The following is an 18,741-nucleotide window of genomic DNA, read 5'->3' as shown; positions in this document are numbered from 1 at the left end:
AAGCTAACCGAATGCGGAGCGGTAGTTCAGTCGGTTAGAATACCGGCCTGTCACGCCGGGGGTCGCGGGTTCGAGTCCCGTCCGCTCCGCCACTATTTAAGAAGCCCAGTCGAAAGACTGGGCTTTTTTTCATCTTATTTTCCCCAAATTCCCTCTTTTCTCCTTACTCACTTCAGTAAAACACGCAGAGCCAAACGGTGGTCATGTCGGGATGGGTCCACTCGACCCTGTGCTTCCGGCGGGCGAGGCGAGGATACTGATGTGAGCCATGGGAACTACTGAAGCTGAGACTCTCTTCGGATCTTTGGTGCAGTATGCCGCCAACAATGGCATGAGGGGGAATGGCAACCCATCGCAGACTTGTTGCCTGAGTGTCGTGGAAGACTGCAGGGCGCCTCTATGCTCCGTCACGCATACGAAGTGCAGTTTGAATGCCTCGGTGCCTCTTTCAGGCCTTGAGAGAGGTCTTGTCGAGAGATGTGCACACCAAGGTACTCAACTCAGTCAAGGTAAGGGCGAGAGTGACGAGCTGCAGGAACAAGCGCAGGGACGTGACATGCACAACATCTGCAGCGTGAGTGATGTGATTGAGGTGTTTTTAATAAAAAGCGCAAAAGAAAAGGGGACGGCAGCTGCCGTCCCCTCGAGTCATTTCGTCCAGTCCCTGAACTGCAACGCTCCCTGCAATCCCTGACTTTATCCTGATCCTTCGGAATATCCCCTTCCCAATCCGTTGAGGTGTCCTGTGGCCATCCTAGCCTGGCAATCGATCCTGATTGCTGCACTCTCTCCATCCTGGAGGTGTCCGTTACCACATCCCGTGGTGTTCCTTACGTCATCCTGACAGATAACCATCCGGGTTATCTCGCTTCATCCTGAAGCTGTCCTGCTCGCCTCCAGCGAGGTTCCTGTTCGTCCTGAAGAGCAACCATCCTGCTGCTCTGCCTCATCCCGAGGTGTCCTCAACCACGTCCCGCGGTGTCCTGTATTCCCTTTGATAACCATCCTGGCTATCGGCCTCATCCTGAGGTGTTCCCTGCCCACGTCCTGTGGTTTATTCCCTGCTTATGCGCTGCTTCTGCATCCTGCCGAATCAGCTTCGTCCTTGTGAGACCCATATTAAGGGAACGAGAGGGCGGAACAAGGGAGGAGTTGGCGTTGTCGGCGTGATGGGAACGCTTAAACGATCATAGTTGTGATAATAAGTTCATATTAATCATGCTGTTAGTTTGTTTCACGGGAAAGCATAAGGATTCAAAGATGGCTTCGCGTACGGTTCGACACAGTGGCCTCTTACAGCGGCGATGGCTGATCTCTCACACGCAAAAACATGGCGAAAACGATGGTAAAAACAGGCTCAATTCGGAGGGTAAGGCTTAAAAATTAGTTGAATAAATATGCTCAAAAAGAATACAAAAAGCCGGGCTTGGCCCGGCTTTTTGAGAAGGTGTCAGCTGACGCGACTACCCGGTGTCGGATATGCCTTGCGCAAGGATTCTGGCGCCAGCACTTCCAGGTTCCCGCTCATGTTGTTGAGCCAAGTACGGAACTCCGGAGTGTCCTGCACTTCGGTTTCCACCACCACGCTGCGCTTGTCGTAACGGGTCATGCGCGGGTTGTGGCCGGGGATCTGGCCGTCGACCAGGGTCGGGCAGTTGGCATCGATGCGGCCGACGAAGCGGATCGGCCCGCTGACATCCTGGTACCCCTGATCGCGGATCAGTTTCTGGATATTGAAATCCTTCGGCTGGGTCGCGCTGAAGTTGGTCAGCTCCACGTTCTTGATGTGGTCGAACGGGATGCCGTAGACCTTGGGATCCAGCTCGGACAGGGTGCAGAGCAGGGTCGGCCCCTCCGCCTGGTTCAGAATGCCGAGCGGATTGATGCGGTCATAGCAGAGCCACACGGTGCGCTCCTTGATGACACGCTGGATCTCGGCGCTGAACTTGCGGCCACGCCACAGAGCATCGCGGATCAGGGTGCTGCGGCGGATCTCCGGGTTGCCGGCAAACGGACGCGGTGACTGGTGCACGCTCTCGAGCCAGCGTTCCGCCAGTTCGCTCTGGCTGTCACGGATCACCTGGCTGGCCTTGTCGACCAGCGGGTTCAATTCGGTCAGGACACTGGCGGGCAGCAGCTGGCTGGCCTGGTCGCTCCAGGTTTTCAGCGCCACTGCCAGCGACAGCGGCATGATGTTGGCAAAATCGTTGAGGCCATGGCGCTCGAAGCACCAGCCGTGTGGTTTGCTGCGTTCATCCGAGGTGAGATCGAACAACCCCATGCCGGACATCTCTTCCAGGTCCCGTTGCACGGTACGCAGACTGACATGAATGCCTTCTTCTTCCAGTTTTACCTGGAGTTGGCTGGCGGTCAGCTTGTAAGGGCGGTGCGGGATGCAACGCGCCAAGGTCAGTTGTCGTAACAGCTTCTTACTCATGGTGCATGCCTTCACTGGTTTAGCGTTGAGTGTATCCTAGCCATGCCTTGCGACAGTCTATGTCGCAAGTTTTGCTGCGACAACTGTCGCCATTTTCATACAAACCAAGCTAACTACATGATCATAAAAGAGAACGCTCTCTTTTCTGGCAGCAATTGAGGCTAAAAAATGATGAAAATTCGCCAAATGAAAGTGCTGTCTTACGGATTTGATGTAGAAGAAAAAACAGAAATAATGGGTAAGCGCAGAATATGGTGTGGAGGAGAGGACTCTCCTCCACCGGGCGGGGATTTTTGCTGTCGGATCAGGCCAGCCAGGACCAGGCCGACTTGGTGATGGCGGCGCCCACCATGTAGCCGAATACCGCCAGGGCCGCGAGGCCGGCCACCAGCTTCTGGCTGCGCGCAGGGCGCTTGAGCGCCATGACGCCGAGGCCGATGTAAACCACCAGTGCGATCAGCTTGGCCATCAGCCAGGGCTGCTGACCCGGGCTCATCTGCAGTGTCACCGCCAGTACTACCCCGAACAGCAACAGTAAGGTATCGTTGATGTGGGGCAGGATCTTCAGCCACTTCTGCTGTAGGCGGGCACTGCCCCCCAGGGCCAGCAGCCAGCGATAGAGGAACAGCAGCACGCTGACCAGCGCCAGCGTCATGTGCAGGTGTTTGAGCAGGGGGTAATAGGCAATCATATTGCTTCCTTGTCGTTGTCGGGCAGACCGCTGTTCCAGTTGTGGGCGTGAATGCGCTCCTGTCCTTCCTGATCGTCTTGCAGCAGATCGGAGAGGATGTCCCGGTATTGCAGGCTTTTGTTGATATAGGTGTGTTCGTCGTCCAGGTAGTTGACCTGCTCCCGCAGCAGCCAGTTGTCGTGCTGCTTGAAGGTCTGCCCGGCCCGCCAGGCCTGGTTGGCCCGAAAGCCGAGCTGGGTCAGGGCTTCCACCCCCAGATCCACGGCGGAACCCAGGGTTTCCCGGTACACGCTGCCCACGCCCTGACGCAGGATCTCGTGAGCGTGGGGACGATCCTGGGCTCGCGCCAGTATCTTAAGGTGCGGGAAGTGTTTCTTCACCATTTCAATCACTTCGAGTGACGTTGCAGGGTCGTTGATGGAGAGCACCAGCAATTTGGCCTTGTGGGCACCGGCGGCGTGCAGCAGGTCGAGCCGGCTGGCATCCCCGTAGAACACCTGATAGCCATACTTGCGCAGCATCTCGATCTGGCTGGCATCCTGTTCGAGGATAGTGGTACCTATGCCATGGCCGTGCAGCAGACGGCCCACTATCTGGCCGAAGCGGCCGAAGCCGGCGATGATCACCGGGTGCTCCACCAGCTCCGGCTGCTCGTGCTGCGGGACCTCGCTCTGGTTGCGGTAGTCGAACCAGGGTTGGATCACCCGATCGTTGAGGATCAGCAGCAGCGGCGTCAGTGCCATGGAGAGCGCCACCACCAGGGTCAGCAGGGCGATGGTATCCCCCGGCAATACCCTGTTCTGAGCGGCGAACGAGAACAGCACGAAGGCGAACTCCCCCCCCTGAGCCAGCGCCAGCCCGAAGGTCCAGCGCTGGCTCGGCGAGATGCGGATGATGAAGCCAAGCGCCATCAACACCAGCCACTTGAGCAGCATCAGGCCGACCACCAGGGCCGGGATCAGCAGCGGATGTTCGGCAAACAGCCCGAAGTTGATGCCCGCCCCCACCGACATAAAGAAGAGGCCGAGCAGCAGCCCCTTGAACGGCTCTATGTCCGCCTCCAGTTCGTGGCGGTATTCGCTGTCCGCCAGCACCACCCCGGCCAGGAAGGAGCCGAGGGCGGGGGAGAGGCCTACCGATTCCATCAGCACGGCGATGGCGATCACCAGCAGCAGGGCGGCGGCGACGAAGATCTCCCGCATGTGGGACTGGGCGATGGCGCGAAACACCGGGCGCATCAGGTAATGACCCCCCAGCACTATGCCGGAGATGGCGGCCACCACCAGCAGGCCGTGTTGCCAACCGGCCAGCTCAGAGCTGCCGCTGCTGGCCACCGGCGCGATGGCCAGCAGCGGCAGGATCGCCAGGATGGGGATGACGGCGATGTCCTGGAACAGCAGCACGGCGAAGGCGGAGCGGCCGCTCTCGCTCTGCATCAGTTTGCGCTCCTGCAGGCTCTGCAGCACGATGGCGGTGGAGGAGAGCGCCAGGATGAGGCCGATGGCCAGCCCCTGTTGCCAGGGCAGGCCAATGAGGTGGGCCACGCCGGTCAGGGCGGCCGTGGTGAGCAGCACTTGCAGTCCGCCGGTGCCGAGAATGGGCCCCTTCAGCTGCCACAGCAGCGCCGGCCTGAGCTCCAGCCCGACCAGAAACAGCATCAGCACCACCCCGAACTCGGCGAAGTGCATCACATCTTTTTGCTCACCCACCAGCCCCAGCAGGAAGGGGCCTATGATGATCCCCGCCAGCAGGTAGCCGAGCACGGATCCCAGCCCCCAGCGCTTGGCCAGCGGCACCGCGATCACCGCGGCTGAGAGGTAGATGAAGGCATCGAACAGCAAACCGTGTCCCATCAGCGGATCCTCCGCGCCGTGGTGGAGGCCGATGAAGGCAGGCCGGGACTACGCCCGGAGCGGGTTCGGGTCATGGGAGTACCTCCAGCAGATCGCGCAGATAGGGGGTGCCGCCGAGTTGTTCCGGGGTCAGCTGTTCGTCGCGCAGGGCGCACAGCAGCTGGCGATAGTCCTGGCCGCAGCGGCGCAGCGCCTCCGGGTCCCGGATCTTGTGAAAGGAGTGCAGCACGAACGGGGGCAGCCAGCTCATGCCACACAGCTGGGCCGTCTGCTGAAAGGGGAGCAGGAAGTCGAGCAGCGGGCGCTGGTTGTAGCCGGCGCTGCAGTAGGATTCGGGGGCACCACCGGTGGTGATGGCCGACAGCCACTGCTTGCCGTTGAGGGCGTGGGCTTCCGGGCCATAGGCGTAGCCGTACTCCAGCACCAGATCCATCCACTCCTTCATGATGGCGGGGCAGGAGTACCAGTAGAAGGGGTGCTGGAAGACGATGATGTCGTGTTCAGAGAGCAGGGCCTGCTCCCGCTTCACGTTGATGAACATGTCCGGGTAGTGCAGATAGAGGTCGTGCAGGGTGATGCCCTCCAGCCCGTCGATGGCCTGCAGCAGCTGCTTGTTGGCCCGGGAGCTCTGCAGCGCCGGGTGTGAGAAGATGACCAGAATGCGTTTCATGGGGTCCTGACCTGAAGAGGAGTGGATGCCGGTAAAAGATGCATTGCGCAGCGACGTTAGCAAGAAGCGCCGTGGCCCGCCAGCTCCGGGATCAGCTCGCGCAGCGCCGGATTGAGGGTCTGGTGGGCGGGATAGCAGAGGCCGATGCGCCGGAACATCCGGGGCCCGCTCACGGGCACGGTGCACAGCCCCGCCTCGTCCTCCACCAGCCCGTCCGGCAGGAAGCTGATGCCGATCCCGGCCAGTACCAGCGCCATCACCAGCCCCTTGCTCTCTGCCTTGGCCACCAGATTGAGGGTGAGCCGATCACAGGCCAGCAGGCCTATGGTCTGCTGATGGGCCTCGCAGGGTGGGCACTCAATAAAATCATAATGTTGCAGCTCGGCCAGTTCTAGTTGCCGGCGGCCGGCGAGGGGATGGTCGCTTCGCACGCACAAGACATAGTCCTCCTCCCACAGCGGCAGGAAGATCTCGTCCTCCCGGCGCAGGGCATCCAGGGTCAGCCGACAGTCGGCAGGCGTCCCGTAATCGGAGAGGGTGAGATCCAGCTCGGGCAGCACCGCCTGCACTTGCTGCAGCAATCCCGCCAGCCGGCGCCGGCTGAGGTCTGGCATGATGGCAAGATTGAGCCGCGCACGCGTCGCCTTCTGGCGAAACAGCTCGGGCAGCCGGCGCGCCTCCTCCACCAGCTTGACCGCGTGGGGATAGAGGTAGTGGGCCGGATCCTTCGCCTCCACCCCCTTCTTGCCCCGAATGAACAGGCTGTCACCTAGGGTCTCTTCCAGCTGGCGCAGCCCCGCCGAGAGGGAGGGCTGGCTGACGTGGCAGCGTTCGGCCGCCGCCGTGATGTTCTTCTCTTCATAGATGGCGATGAAGAAGCGCAGCAGTCTCAGATCCAGCATAAGCCCAACCATAGTTTTTTCAGATGATAACCAGCGGAAAACAATATTTATCACTGATGGATGCAGTGACTATAGTGATCCCGTTCCGTGCTGGCCAGCCGCTTGTTTGCTCAAACCGACTCTTGAATCAGAAGGAAAACATCATGTCCAAGCCTCTCGTCGTGATCACCGGTGCCTCCGCCGGGATCGGTGCCGCCATCGCCAGCGCCTTCTCGGCCGCCGGCCATCCGCTGCTGCTGCTGGCCCGCCGGGTCGAGTCCATGCAGGCGCTGGGCCTGCCAGATACCCTCTGCATCGGGGTCGACGTGACCGACACCGACGCCATGAAGGCCGCCATCCAGCAGGCCGAGGCGCAATTCGGTCCGGTCGGCTGCCTGGTCAACAACGCCGGCGTCATGCTGCTGGGCCAGGCCGACGTGCAGGACCCGGCCGAGTGGCAGCAGATGCTCAACATCAACGTGATGGGGGTGTTGAACGGTGTTCACGCCGTGCTGGCCGGGATGAAGGCGCGCCGCAGCGGTACCATCATCAACATCAGCTCCATCGCCGGTCGCAAGACCTTCCCGAACCATGCCGCCTACTGCGCCACCAAGTTCGCGGTGCACGCCCTGACCGAAAACATCCGGGAAGAGGTGGCCGATGTCGGCGTGCGGATGGTGACCATAGCCCCCGGCGCGGTGGAGACCGAGCTGCTCAGCCACACCACGGACGAGAGCATCAAGGCCGGCTACCACGACTGGAAGGATCAGATGGGCGGCGTCATTGCGCCCGAGGTGATCGCCGAGGCCGTGCTCTATGCATGGAGCCAGCCGGCCAATGTCTGCGTGCGCGAGATCGTGCTGGCGGCCACCCGTCAGCAACCTTGATGGCGGCTGACCGGAAGAGGGGGAGGGCTTGACCCTCCCCCTGGGCCAGGGGTTACCATAGGCCACCTTTCGTCAATGAGTCGTCTCATGGTTCTGACCCGTCGCCAACTCGCTCGCGCCCGCCGCTGGCTCCCCCTGTGGAGTCTGCTGATGGTGCTGATGTCGTTTGGCTGCCGGGCGGCGACCGATCTCTGTACCCTGACGCCTCATTGCAGCCAGAGCGAACGCACCCTGGAGAAGGCCATGCCCTGCGGCAGCTTCACCTCGGCGCTCGCCATGACGGTGCTCAGCAGTGACAGCCTGACGGTTACCATGCTGGAACCCGACGCCCCGGATTTCATCTCTCCTTCCCAGTTCATGCCGGATGTCCCGACCGACCGGCTGGAGCGTCCTCCCCGCACCCTGGCTTGAATCTGACCCCCGTTCCCGGGCATGTTTCATTCAATCTGAGGTGAGTTATGTACAAATCCCTGCTACTGGCCGTGCTGGCCGGTACCGTCAGCTTTTCTGCTCTCGCGGCCGAGAAGATGACCGTCTACAAATCCAAGTACTGCGGCTGCTGCCAGGCCTGGAACAAGCACATGGAAGAGAATGGCTTCGAGCTCGAGGTCATCGAAACCGAACAGCTTGCACCGGTCAAACAGCAGTACGGCATCACTCCGCAGCTGGCCTCCTGCCACACCGGCGTGGTCAACGGCTATGTGATCGAGGGACACGTGCCCGCCGCCGATGTGCAGAAACTGCTCAAGGAAAAACCGGCGATCCGCGGTCTGACCATTCCGGGCATGCCCCAGAGTGCGCCGGGCATGGATATTCCGGGCCAGCCCTATCAGGTGCTGAGCATCAGCAATGAGGGCGCGACCAGGGTCTGGTCGAGCTACCCCGGCTGATGAAGACTGGCCGTGAGCGGACACGCTTCCATCATGTGAGGCACACCTGAGCGAGCCCGTGTCGCTCACGGTCAGGTATGGGGGCCGCCATCGCGAGATGGCGGCCCTTTTACATCCCGGCGCGGGAGAACTTGCAACTGAAGGCGACAAGGGGCAGATTGGTCCCCTGTCCAAGGAGCCAAGGCTCAGGTCCGCCAACCCTTTTAAAGCGCAAAGGATGCGACATGTTCACCTTTTCCCGAGGGCTTCTGCTGCTGGCTTGCCTGGCCGCCGTTCCCTGTTCATATGCCAATGATGAGTCCGCCATGCCCACACGCGACACCCAGATCCAGCCTCCCGTGGCCGCCAAACACCCCCATGCCCTGAAAAAACACGGGGATACCAGGGTCGACAACTACTACTGGCTGCGCGATGACGAGCGCCAGAAACCCGAGGTGCTAGCCTACCTGGAGGCCGAAAACGCCTACACCGACGCCATGCTCAAACCGGTCAAGCCGCTGCGTGACCAGCTCTATCAGGAGATGGTGGCCCGTATTCCCCAGCAGGACGAGTCGGTGCCCTATGTGAAGAACGGCTATCGCTACCAGACCCGCTACGAGCCGGGCAAGGAGTACGCCATCTATTCACGCAGCAAGCTGGGTGAAGAGGCTACAAGCCTGCTGCTGGACGGCAACCAGCGCGCCGAGGGCCACGAGTTCTACGCCCTGGGGGCGCTCGAGGTGAGCCGCAACAACCGCTGGCTGGCGGTGGCGGAAGATTTCCTCTCCCGCCGCCAGTACCAGATCCAGTTCTTCGATCTGGAGAGCGGCAAGTGGGCCGCCGACACGCTTCCGAACACCTCCGGCAATCTGGTGTGGGCCAACGACAGCAAGACAGTGTTCTACGTGCGCAAGCATCCCAAGACCCTGTTGCCCTACCAGGTCTATCGCCACGAGCTGGGTACGGATCCCGCCAAGGATACCCTGGTCTACGAGGAGAAGGACGACACCTTCTATGTGAGCCTCTATGCCACCACCTCGGAAGATTTCATCGTCATCGCCCTCTCCAGCACCACCACCGGTGAGGCGCGTCTCATCGATGCCAACGTGCCGACCCAGGCGCCGCGGCTGTTCCTGCCGCGCCAGGTGGATCACGAGTACAGCCTGGATCACTACCGCGGCCGCTTCTATGTGCGCTCCAACAAGGACGGCAAGAACTTCGGCCTGTACGAGACCAAAGAGAGCCCGGTGGAGCGCTGGAAGGCGGTGATCGCCCCCAATCCGGATGTGCTGCTGGAGAGCTATGCCCTGTTCAAGGAGTGGCTGGTGCTGGAGGAGCGCAGTCAGGGGCTGACCCGGCTGCGCCAGGTCAACTGGCAGAGCGGCGAGCAGAAGGAGATCGCCTTCGACGATCCCGCCTATGTCACCTGGCTTGCCTACAACCCGGAGCCGGACACCAGCGCCCTGCGCTATGGCTACTCATCCATGACCACGCCGTCTTCCACCTACGAGCTCGACCTGAACAGCGGCAAGCGCACCCTGCTCAAGCAGCAGCCGGTGGCGGGCTTCAAGGCCGATCAATATGCCAGCGAGCGGCTCTGGATCACCGCCCGTGACGGCGTGGCCGTGCCGGTGTCGCTGGTCTATCGCAAGGACCAGTTCAAGAAGGAGGGGACCGGCGCAGGCACCAATCCGCTGCTGGTCTACGGCTATGGCTCCTATGGCGCCAGTATGGATCCGGACTTCAGCAGCGCCCGGCTGAGCCTGCTGGATCGCGGCTTCGTCTACGCCATCGCCCACATCCGGGGTGGCGAGGAGCTGGGCCGCCACTGGTATGAGGATGGCAAGCTGCTGAAAAAGCAGAACACCTTCAACGACTTCATCGACGTGACCGAGGCGCTGGTGGCGCAGGGTTATGGTGCCAGGGATCAGGTCTATGCCATGGGCGGCAGCGCCGGCGGCCTGCTGATGGGGGCCGTCATCAACCAGGCGCCCCAGCTCTATCGCGGCGTGGTGGCCCAGGTGCCCTTCGTCGACGTGGTCACCACCATGCTGGACGAGTCCATCCCCCTCACTACCGGCGAGTACGACGAGTGGGGCAATCCGAACCAGAAGCGCTACTACGACTACATGAAGGCCTACAGCCCCTACGATCAGGTCAAGGCGCAGGCCTACCCGAATCTGCTGGTCACCACAGGCCTGCACGATTCCCAGGTGCAGTATTGGGAGCCGGCCAAGTGGGTGGCCAAGCTGCGGGAGCTGAAGACGGATGATAACAAGTTGTTGCTGAGTACCGACATGGACGCCGGCCACGGCGGCAAGTCGGGCCGCTTCAAGGCCTACGAGGATATCGCGCTGGAGTTTGCGTTTATCCTGGATCTGGCCAAGCCAAAAGCATAAGTCACCAAGGTTGCAGCCCTTGCCAGACAAGGGCTGCAAAAGAATCTCCTTTCCCTCTTCCCACCTGCCGTCCGGTAGCACAACCAATTAATCTTCGATCGGCAAATTAATGATCGGCTTCAAATTTCTGGCGACCGATATCCTTCATTTTGTGTTTTTGTTTGATTTATGTTGGCGCCGTGTGCTTAATCGATGCCGTTATAACTCTTTAATTGGCCCCCTCGGTGCCAATTATCTCTGGTTGGCATGAAGCCGACTGTCTCACCACAGGATGCTGGTGGCTTTTTGGGGAACGCTGGTCGTTCACCCATTTCCTCATCGCGAGGTCACGGACGACCGCCGACGCAGCACGGCGGTTTGTCTTGCATTCGCCCGTGGAACGGGCGAGCTGAATCAATCAAAAAGGATGAACAACATGAAAGGATTATCCCTGGCGTGTGCCTTGTCGGCAGCTCTGGTCGGTGTCTCGTTTGGTGGTCCGGTACAGGCGCAGGAGCGCTTCGTGACCATAGGCACCGGCGGTCAGACCGGTGTCTACTACGTGGCGGGCCAGTCCATCTGCCGCTTCCTCAACCGCGGCGCCGCCGATCACCAGATCAAGTGCAACGCCCCGGCCAGTGGCGGCGGTGTTGCCAACGTCAACGGCATCCGCTCCGGCGAGTTCAACTTCGGCATCATGCAGTCCGACCATCAGTACAAGGCGATGAAGGGCGTCGAGCCGTTCAAGGCCGAGGGTCCGATGGATGACATCCGCGCCGTCTTCTCCCTGCAGAGCGAAGTGTTTACCATCCTGGCCCGCAAGGACGCCAAGATTGCCGGCTTCGACGATCTGAAGGGCAAACGCGTCAACATCGGCAACCCGGGCTCCGGCCAGCGCGACACCTTCGAAGAGATCATGGCCGTCAAGGGCTGGGACAAGTCCGTGTTCAGTCTGGTCTCCGAGCTCAAACCCGCCGAGCAGGCCTCTGCCCTGGGTGACAACAACATCGACGCCATGAGCTACTTCGTCGGCCACCCGAACGGTGCCATCCAGGAAGCCTCCACCACCACCGACACCGTGCTGGTGCCGGTGACCGGCCCCGAGATCGACAAGCTGCTGGCCGAGAAGAGCTACTACAGCAAGGCCGAGATCCCGGGTGGTCTGTACAAGGGCAGCCCGAACCCGACCCCGTCCATCGGTGGCAAGGCCGTACTCTCCACCAGCGCCAAGGCCGATCCGGAAGTGGTCTACCAGCTGGTCAAGTCCGTGTTCGACAACCTGGATCGCTTCAAGCGCCTGCACCCGGCCTTCGCCGACCTGAAGGAAGCCGACATGATCAAGGTGGGTCTCTCCGCCCCGCTGCATGAAGGCGCGGTGCGCTACTACAAGGAACGTGGCTGGATGTAATCCGGTTGCGGTTTCGGATGTGCCCCAGACTCGCTCCTCCCTCGGGGGGGCGAGTCTCATTTATTGCAGTACCAACAGAGCCACACTATGCAGCAAACACAACAACAAGAGGCGCTCTCGGCCGAGGAGCTGATCGCCCAGGATGTGGGAGCCCGCCTGCCGGTGGGCACCATGAGCTGGATCATCGCGGGTCTTGCGCTGATCTGGTCCCTGTTCCAGCTCTGGATCGCTTCGCCGCTGCCGTTCTCTCTCGGCATCGGTGTTCTCAACGACACTGAAACACGCTCGATTCACCTGGCTTTCGCCATCCTGCTCGCCTATCTGGTGTTCCCGGCCATGCGCAGCTCGCCGCGCGACCGCGTGCCGCTCGGTGACATCGCCCTTGGCCTCATCGGCGCCGCCGTCGCCAGCTACCTGTTCATCATGTATGAGCAGCTGGCCCAGCGCCCCGGCAACCTGACCACCATGGACTTCGTGGTCGCCTGTATCGGCATTCCGCTGCTGCTGGAAGCCGCCCGCCGTGCCCTCGGCCCGGCCCTGGCGGTGATCGCCATCGTCTTCCTGGCCTACAGCCTGGCCGGTCCCTGGATGCCCTCCCTGCTGGCCCACCGCGGGGTGAGCCTGCATGCGCTGGCCAACCACCAGTGGATCACCACCGAAGGGGTGTTCGGCATCGCCCTCGGGGTCTCCACCAGCTTCGTCTTCCTGTTCGTGCTGTTTGGCGCCCTGCTCGAGCGCGCCGGTGCGGGCCACTACTTCATCCAGCTCGCCTTCAGCCTGCTCGGCCACCTGCGCGGCGGCCCGGCCAAGGCGGCCGTGGTGGCCTCGGCCCTGACCGGCGTCATCTCCGGCTCCTCCATCGCCAACGTGGTGACCACCGGCACCTTCACCATCCCCATGATGAAACGGGTCGGCTTCTCCAAGGAGAAGGCCGGCGCGGTGGAAGTGGCCTCCTCGGTCAACGGCCAGATCATGCCCCCGGTCATGGGGGCCGCCGCCTTCCTGATGGTGGAGTACGTCGGCATTCCCTATGTGGAGATCATCAAGCACGCCTTCCTGCCGGCGGCCATCTCCTACATCGCCCTGCTCTACATAGTGCACCTCGAGGCGCTCAAGCTCGGCATGCAGCCCATCGGCAACCGTCAGCCGCGCCCCTGGCTGCGCCGCCTGACCGGCTTCGCCTTCGGTGCCGCTCTCATCAGCGGCCTCTCCATGGCGGTCTACTATGGCCTGGGTTGGCTCAAGCCGGCGCTGGGCGACTACGCCCTGCCGGGGATCAGCGTGCTGCTGGCCGCCGCCTACCTGGGACTGCTGAAGATCGCCGCCAGCAACGAGCCGTTGCCGTCGGAAGATCCGGACAAGCCGCTGGACGAGCTGCCGGAAACCCGCGCCGTGCTGCTCTCCGGCCTGCACTTCCTGCTGCCGGTGGTGGTACTGGTGTGGTGTCTGATGGTGGAGCGACTCTCCCCGGGCCTGTCGGCCTTCTGGGGCTCGGTGATGCTGATCATCATACTGCTGACCCAGCGCCCGCTGCTGAACTGGCTGCGCACCGATGGCAAGCATGACTACGGCAGCTTCACCGACGGCGTGGTGGATCTGCGCGAGGGGCTGATCGCCGGTGCCCGCAACATGATCGGCATCGGCATCGCCACCGCCACTGCCGGCATCATAGTCGGGGCCGTCTCCCAGACCGGCGTCGGCCTGGTGCTGGCGGATCTGGTGGAGTTCCTCTCCATGGGCAACCTGCTGCTGATGCTGCTGCTGACCGCCCTGCTGAGCCTGATCCTCGGCATGGGCTTGCCCACCACCGCCAACTACATAGTGGTGTCGAGCCTGCTGGCGCCGGTGATCGTCACCCTGGGGCAGCAGAACGGCCTCATCGTGCCGCTCATCGCCGTGCACCTGTTCGTCTTCTACTTCGGCATCATGGCCGACGTGACCCCGCCGGTGGGGCTGGCCTCGTTCGCCGCGGCTGCCGTCTCCAAGGGCGACCCCATCAAGACCGGGATCACGGCGTTCTACTACAGCCTGCGCACCGCGGCACTGCCGTTCCTGTTCATCTTCAACACCGACCTGCTGCTCATCAACGTGGACTTCGCCCACGGCGTGCTGATCTTCATCGTGGCCACCATCGCCATGCTGATCTTCGCCGCCGCCACCCAGGGCTACTTCCTGGTGAAGAGCCGCTGGTACGAGAGCGTGCTGCTGCTGCTGGTGGCCTTCACCCTGTTCCGTCCCGGCTTCTGGATGGACATGCTGCACGACCCGTATCGCGACGCCGCGCCAGCCGAGCTGGCCCAGACCATGGGCCAGGTGGAGGCCGAGAGCACCCTGCGCCTGCGGATGGAAGGGGAAGATGCGGTGGGCAAGCTGCGCCGCTTCACCGTGCTGCTGCCGGTGCCGGATGGCGCGAGCGGTGAGGATCGTCTGGCCAAGCTGGGGATCCAGACCTATGAGCAGGACGGCAAGATCCTGATCGACAGCGTCACCTTCGGCAGCCAGGCCGCCGAGCTGGGGCTGGAGATGGATCAGCAGATCCTGAGCGTCAAGGCGCCCACCGAGCGCTGGCCCAAGGAGCTGATGTGGTTGCCGGGCTTCCTGCTGTTCGGTGCCGTGATCTGGCTGCAGCGGCGCCGTCAGGCACGCTGATCCCGCACCCAATAAAAACGGCGCCACGATGGCGCCGTTTTTATTTACCCCGTGTGGGGTTATTCCTGCGGAGCTTGCTTTTGCGGCAGGTTGAAAGGCTGTTGCTTCACCTAGCTCAGTTCCGGCTGCTCTCAGACCTATTCAACGCGGCACATCATGATATCTATACGGGCCGCGGGAGGGCTTATTCTTGCGGATCCTGCTCCTGCAGCAGGCTCAGGGTCTGTTGCTCCACCTGGCTTAATCCCAGCTGCTCGCAGGCTTGCTCAAAGCTGATTCCCAAGTGACATATCATGATGTCTGATACCGGGAGGGCTTATTCTTGCGGATCCTGCTCCTGCAGCAGGCTCAGGGTCTGTTGCTCCACCTGGCTCAATCCCAGCTGCTCGCAGGCCTGCTCAAAGCTGATTCCCAGGTGGCACATCATGATGTCGATGGCGGGCAGATAGTTTCTCATTGCTTCTTCCATGGTGATCCTCCGAACCCGTTCCTTATGCCCGAACCGGGTGTGCGGGACAATTAGACTTTAGGCGTAGAGTGCTCGTTTGCTGAGCGCCTCTGCCACTGGCCGGGGGAATTTGTTACTCTCCCTGTCAGCAAGAAGATGTTGCCGTATGACTGCGAGCGACACGTGAGGAGCAGGGCATGTTATTGAGTTTCTTGATCATCGCATCGGGCTGGTGGCACATTCGTGCGGCCTACGGCTCAGACTCCCGTCAGTTCTACATCAGCAAGCCGCTGACCATGCTGCTCATCATAGCGCTGGCGTTCGGCTATCAGGGCTATGACCACGACGGCTCCCACGCCTGGATCCTGCTCGGTCTCTGCCTGTCGCTGGCCGGCGATGTGCTGCTGATGCTGCCGAGCGACCGCTTCATACAGGGGCTGGCGGCATTTCTTGTCGCGCACCTCTGCTACATCGTCGGCTTCGCCCAGGGGCCGCTAGTGCTGAACCTGGTGGATGGCCTGCTGTTGCTGCTGGTGGCCGGCATGGTGTTCGGCCTGTTGTGGGGCAAGCTCGGGGAGATGAAGATCCCCGTCTTCTGCTACATGCTGGTGATCATCGGCATGGCCTGGGTGGCCGCCGGTGCCTGGCACGCCTCCCTCACCGCCGGCAGCGCCGCCGCCCTGGTGGGGGCGCTGATGTTCCTGTTCTCCGACAGCATGCTGGCGCTGGACCGCTTCCGTCGCCCCTTCCCCCATGCCACCGCCTGGGTGATGAGCAGCTACTTCGCCGCCCAGTTCCTGATCGCCGCCTCGCTGGCGGGTTGACTGCGTCGGAGTTGTCTCCTCGCCAAGGGGAGTGTGCAGACAAAAAAACGGGCCTGCCGGCCCGTTTTGCTACTCCCTTCTCACTCTTTTCACGCCTCGACCGGTTCGGCATCCGGCGCCCTCGGGGCCGGCTGCTTGAGCAGCAGCATCAGGGCGCTAGCGATCAGCAGGAAGATACCCATCACGAAGAACACCTGGTTGTAGGCCATGATGGCCGCCTCGCGGCTGATGGTGTTCGACAGCATGGCCTGGGCCTGCAGACGGGCCAGCTCGGGGCCGGAGCCCTGGGCCATCATGCTCTGGGCCAGCTGCAGCAGATAGGCTTGTCCCTCTATGCTGGTGGCGGCCAGGGTACTGCCGATCTGGCTGACATGGGTGCGGGTGTCGTTGTCGATCAGGGTGGCTATGATGGCGATGCCGAAGGCGCCGCCCAAGTTGCGCAGCACGTTGAGCAGGGTGGAGGAGGAGGGAATCTCGTCCGGCGTCAGGCTGGCGGTCGCCACCAGAGAGAGCGGCACCATGATGAAGGGCTGCCCCAGCGCCCGCACGATGAGCGACTGGATCAGCTGGGGCCCGGCGTAGTCCGCGCTCATGTTCATGTTCATGAAGCAGCTGACGGCGAACACCAGAAAACCGAAGCTGACCAGATAGCGCGGATCTATCTTGTGGGTCAGCTTGGGTACCAAGGGCAGCACCAGCAGCTGGGGCAACCCCATCCACATCAGTACCTCGCCGATTTCCAGCGCGTTGTAGTTGTGGATCTGGGTCATGTAGAGGGGCAGCACATAGATGGAGCCCATCAACGCCATGCCGAGCACCAGGTAGGCGAAGCAGGCCAGCGCGAAGCGCGGGTTGTGCAGCAGCCGCAGGTTGACCAGCGGGTGGCGGCGCAGCAGCTGGCTGATGACGAAGAACACCAGCGCCACCACCGAGATGACGGTGAGCCGCACGATGAAGCTGGAACCGAACCAGTCCTCCCGGTTGCCCTCTTCCAGCACCACTTCCAACAGGCCAAGCCCCACTGCCATGGTAAGGATGCCGATGAGATCCACCCGCTTGATCACCTCCCAGTCCACCGGCTTCTTGTCCAGCCCGTGGGCCAGCATGGCCATCACTAGCAGTCCCGGCGGCACGTTCAGGTAGAAGATGTAGTGCCAGGACATCTGCTCGGTTAGCCAGCCGCCCAGGGTCGGGCCGATGGCAGGGGCGAAGGTGGCGCACAGGCCGAACAGCGCCATGCCGGTGGCTCGCTTGTGCAGCGGCAGCAGGCTGACGATGAGGGAGAAGGCCATGGGGATCAGCGCCCCGCCGGTGAAGCCCTGCAGCGCCCGAAAGACGATCATGCTGGTGAGGTTCCAACTGAACGAGCAGAGCACGGAGGCGACGATGAAGGCGCCGGTGGTCCACAGCAGGTAGCGCCGCACGCTCAGCCCCCGGCTCAACCAGCCGCTCAGCGGGATGGCGATCATCTCCGCCACCAGATAGGAGGTGGAGATCCAGGAGCTCTCGCTCAGGGTGGCCGACAGAGCCCCCTGAATGTCCTTCAGGGAGGCGTTGGTGATCTGGATGTCGAGGATGGCCATGAAGGCGCCGATGAGGCCCCCCATGACCGCGATCCAGTTGCGGCGTGGTATGGCGTCCATCAGTTGGCGGCGACCACGGGATCAGGGCTGCGGGTGTCGACGATCACCTCGGTGGAGAGGCCAGGCAACAGCTTGCCCGCCAGGGCGCCCGGATCCGGAATGCGGATCTTGACCGGTACCCGTTGCACGATCTTTGTGAAGTTGCCGGTGGCGTTCTCTGGCGGCAGCAGGGCGAACTTGGCGCCGGTGGCCGGCGCCAGGCTGTCGATGATCCCCTCGACCGGCTGATCCGGGTAGGCATCCAGGATCACCTCCACCTTCTGGCCGGGCTGCATGTGGAGCAGCTGGGTCTCCTTGAAGTTGGCCTCGACCCACACCTGCTGCAGCGGCACCAGGCTGGCCACCTGCATGCCGGACTGGACGTAGAGCCCGGCCCGCAGACTGCGCTTGCCGATGATGCCGTCGGCCGGGGCCCGCAGCTCGGTATAGGCCAGCTCCAGCTTGGCCTGCTCCAGCTGGGCGGCACTCAATGCCAGCTTGGCCTGGTTCTGCTTGGCCTCGGCATCCAGCACCAGCAGCCGCTCGCGGGCGGCCTGCAGGGCCGCTTTGGCCTCCTGCTCCTGGGCCTGATTGACCTGCAAACCAGCGCGTACCTCGTCCAGGCTGTCCTGGGAGCTGTAGTGGCGCTGGTTGAGCTGGCTGACGCGGCGCACCTGCTGCTGGGCCCGAACCTGTTCGGCATTGGCCGAGCTGACCTTGGCCTCGGCCTGGCGAATGAGGCTCAGCTGCTGGGTGCGGGTGGCGGCGAGATTTTCCGCCGTCGCCTGGTTGAGGCGCAGGTCGGCCTCGGCCTCGGCCACCTTGGTCTTGTACTCCCGGTCGTCGAGGCGGGCGATGAGCTGGCCGGCCTTCACCGGCTGGTTGTCGGTCACCAGCACTTCGCTGATGTAGCCGGAGAGCTTGGAGCCGATGCCGGTCACCTCGCTTTGCAGGTAGGCGTTGTCGGTGCTCTCGAAGTAGCGGCCGTGCAGATACCAGTAACCGGCAAACAGCAGGCCGAGCAGGGCCAGTATCATGGCGGCCAGCAGGGGGATCTTCTTGTGTTGACTCATGTGGGGGATTCCTGAACTTAAGAGAGGCAGGCTAACACTGGCCAACTGTTT

Annotated in this window: 15 protein-coding genes and 1 tRNA gene; 8 read left to right on the top strand and 8 right to left on the bottom strand. The window is 62.3% G+C overall.

All coding sequences use genetic code 11. The annotated features are described in order from the left end of the window. Window positions 1-15: 15 nt before the first annotated feature. A tRNA-Asp gene (locus tag AB5Y94_RS10245) sits at window positions 16-92 on the top strand. A gap of 1,358 nt (window positions 93-1,450) precedes the next feature. Here AB5Y94_RS10245 and AB5Y94_RS10240 read toward each other — a convergent pair. The 5 genes from AB5Y94_RS10240 to AB5Y94_RS10220 form a co-directional block, all read right to left on the bottom strand. Continuing rightward, a complete protein-coding gene (locus tag AB5Y94_RS10240; RefSeq protein WP_005308002.1) occupies window positions 1,451-2,437 on the bottom strand; it encodes a YafY family protein in 987 nt (328 codons plus the stop codon). Window positions 2,438-2,741: 304 nt separating this feature from the next. Next, window positions 2,742-3,128, bottom strand: coding sequence for a SirB2 family protein (locus AB5Y94_RS10235; protein WP_336289744.1), 387 nt, complete (start codon window positions 3,126-3,128; stop codon window positions 2,742-2,744). Continuing rightward, the gene (locus AB5Y94_RS10230) at window positions 3,125-4,981 is read right to left on the bottom strand and encodes a monovalent cation:proton antiporter-2 (CPA2) family protein (RefSeq protein WP_005308005.1); all 1,857 of its coding nucleotides are present in this window, start codon (window positions 4,979-4,981) and stop codon (window positions 3,125-3,127) included. The genes AB5Y94_RS10235 and AB5Y94_RS10230 overlap by 4 nt, the downstream gene beginning before the upstream one ends. Before the next feature lie 70 nt (window positions 4,982-5,051). Continuing rightward, window positions 5,052-5,651 (bottom strand): NAD(P)H-dependent oxidoreductase, encoded by a 600-nt coding sequence (locus AB5Y94_RS10225; protein ID WP_208201505.1) that lies wholly within the window; start codon window positions 5,649-5,651, stop codon window positions 5,052-5,054. Between the two features lie 56 nt (window positions 5,652-5,707). Then, window positions 5,708-6,553, bottom strand: a complete 846-nt coding sequence (locus AB5Y94_RS10220; protein WP_368205445.1) for a LysR family transcriptional regulator — start codon at window positions 6,551-6,553, stop codon at window positions 5,708-5,710. A gap of 143 nt (window positions 6,554-6,696) precedes the next feature. Here AB5Y94_RS10220 and AB5Y94_RS10215 point away from each other — a divergent pair, with 143 nt between their 5' ends. The 6 genes from AB5Y94_RS10215 (at window position 6,697) to AB5Y94_RS10190 (ending at window position 14,723) form a co-directional block, all read left to right on the top strand. Continuing rightward, window positions 6,697-7,419, top strand: coding sequence for an SDR family oxidoreductase (locus AB5Y94_RS10215; protein ID WP_368205444.1), 723 nt, complete (start codon window positions 6,697-6,699; stop codon window positions 7,417-7,419). Between the two features lie 87 nt (window positions 7,420-7,506). After that, on the top strand, window positions 7,507-7,830 hold the full coding sequence (locus AB5Y94_RS10210; protein WP_368205443.1) for a hypothetical protein: 324 nt from the start codon (window positions 7,507-7,509) through the stop codon (window positions 7,828-7,830). A 47-nt stretch (window positions 7,831-7,877) separates the two neighbouring features. Continuing rightward, on the top strand, window positions 7,878-8,309 hold the full coding sequence (locus tag AB5Y94_RS10205) for a DUF411 domain-containing protein (protein ID WP_005308011.1): 432 nt from the start codon (window positions 7,878-7,880) through the stop codon (window positions 8,307-8,309). 224 nt (window positions 8,310-8,533) lie between these two features. Then, window positions 8,534-10,687, top strand: coding sequence for a S9 family peptidase (locus AB5Y94_RS10200; protein ID WP_368205442.1), 2,154 nt, complete (start codon window positions 8,534-8,536; stop codon window positions 10,685-10,687). Window positions 10,688-11,102: 415 nt separating this feature from the next. Further along, entirely contained in the window at window positions 11,103-12,074 is a 972-nt protein-coding gene (locus AB5Y94_RS10195; RefSeq protein ID WP_010635409.1) for a TAXI family TRAP transporter solute-binding subunit, read from the top strand. Between the two features lie 87 nt (window positions 12,075-12,161). Beyond that, a complete protein-coding gene (locus tag AB5Y94_RS10190) occupies window positions 12,162-14,723 on the top strand; it encodes a TRAP transporter permease (protein WP_042049216.1) in 2,562 nt (853 codons plus the stop codon). Between the two features lie 316 nt (window positions 14,724-15,039). Here AB5Y94_RS10190 and AB5Y94_RS10185 read toward each other — a convergent pair whose 3' ends face one another. Then, a complete protein-coding gene (locus tag AB5Y94_RS10185; RefSeq protein WP_010635406.1) occupies window positions 15,040-15,180 on the bottom strand; it encodes a hypothetical protein in 141 nt (46 codons plus the stop codon). Between the two features lie 188 nt (window positions 15,181-15,368). On the opposite strand from AB5Y94_RS10185, the gene AB5Y94_RS10180 reads away from it, so the two are divergent. Beyond that, on the top strand, window positions 15,369-15,995 hold the full coding sequence (locus AB5Y94_RS10180) for a lysoplasmalogenase (protein WP_005308018.1): 627 nt from the start codon (window positions 15,369-15,371) through the stop codon (window positions 15,993-15,995). Between the two features lie 89 nt (window positions 15,996-16,084). On the opposite strand, the gene AB5Y94_RS10175 is transcribed toward AB5Y94_RS10180, so the two are convergent. After that, window positions 16,085-17,638, bottom strand: a complete 1,554-nt coding sequence (locus tag AB5Y94_RS10175) for a DHA2 family efflux MFS transporter permease subunit (RefSeq protein WP_017764707.1) — start codon at window positions 17,636-17,638, stop codon at window positions 16,085-16,087. Beyond that, the gene (locus AB5Y94_RS10170; RefSeq protein ID WP_005308022.1) at window positions 17,638-18,690 is read right to left on the bottom strand and encodes an HlyD family secretion protein; all 1,053 of its coding nucleotides are present in this window, start codon (window positions 18,688-18,690) and stop codon (window positions 17,638-17,640) included. The genes AB5Y94_RS10175 and AB5Y94_RS10170 overlap by 1 nt, the downstream gene beginning before the upstream one ends. Window positions 18,691-18,741: the final 51 nt, after the last annotated feature.

This window comes from Aeromonas sp. s5 (assembly GCF_040907865.1).
Classification (GTDB): Bacteria; Pseudomonadota; Gammaproteobacteria; order Enterobacterales; family Aeromonadaceae; genus Aeromonas; species Aeromonas dhakensis.
This window is presented reverse-complemented; position numbering and strand designations above follow the sequence as displayed.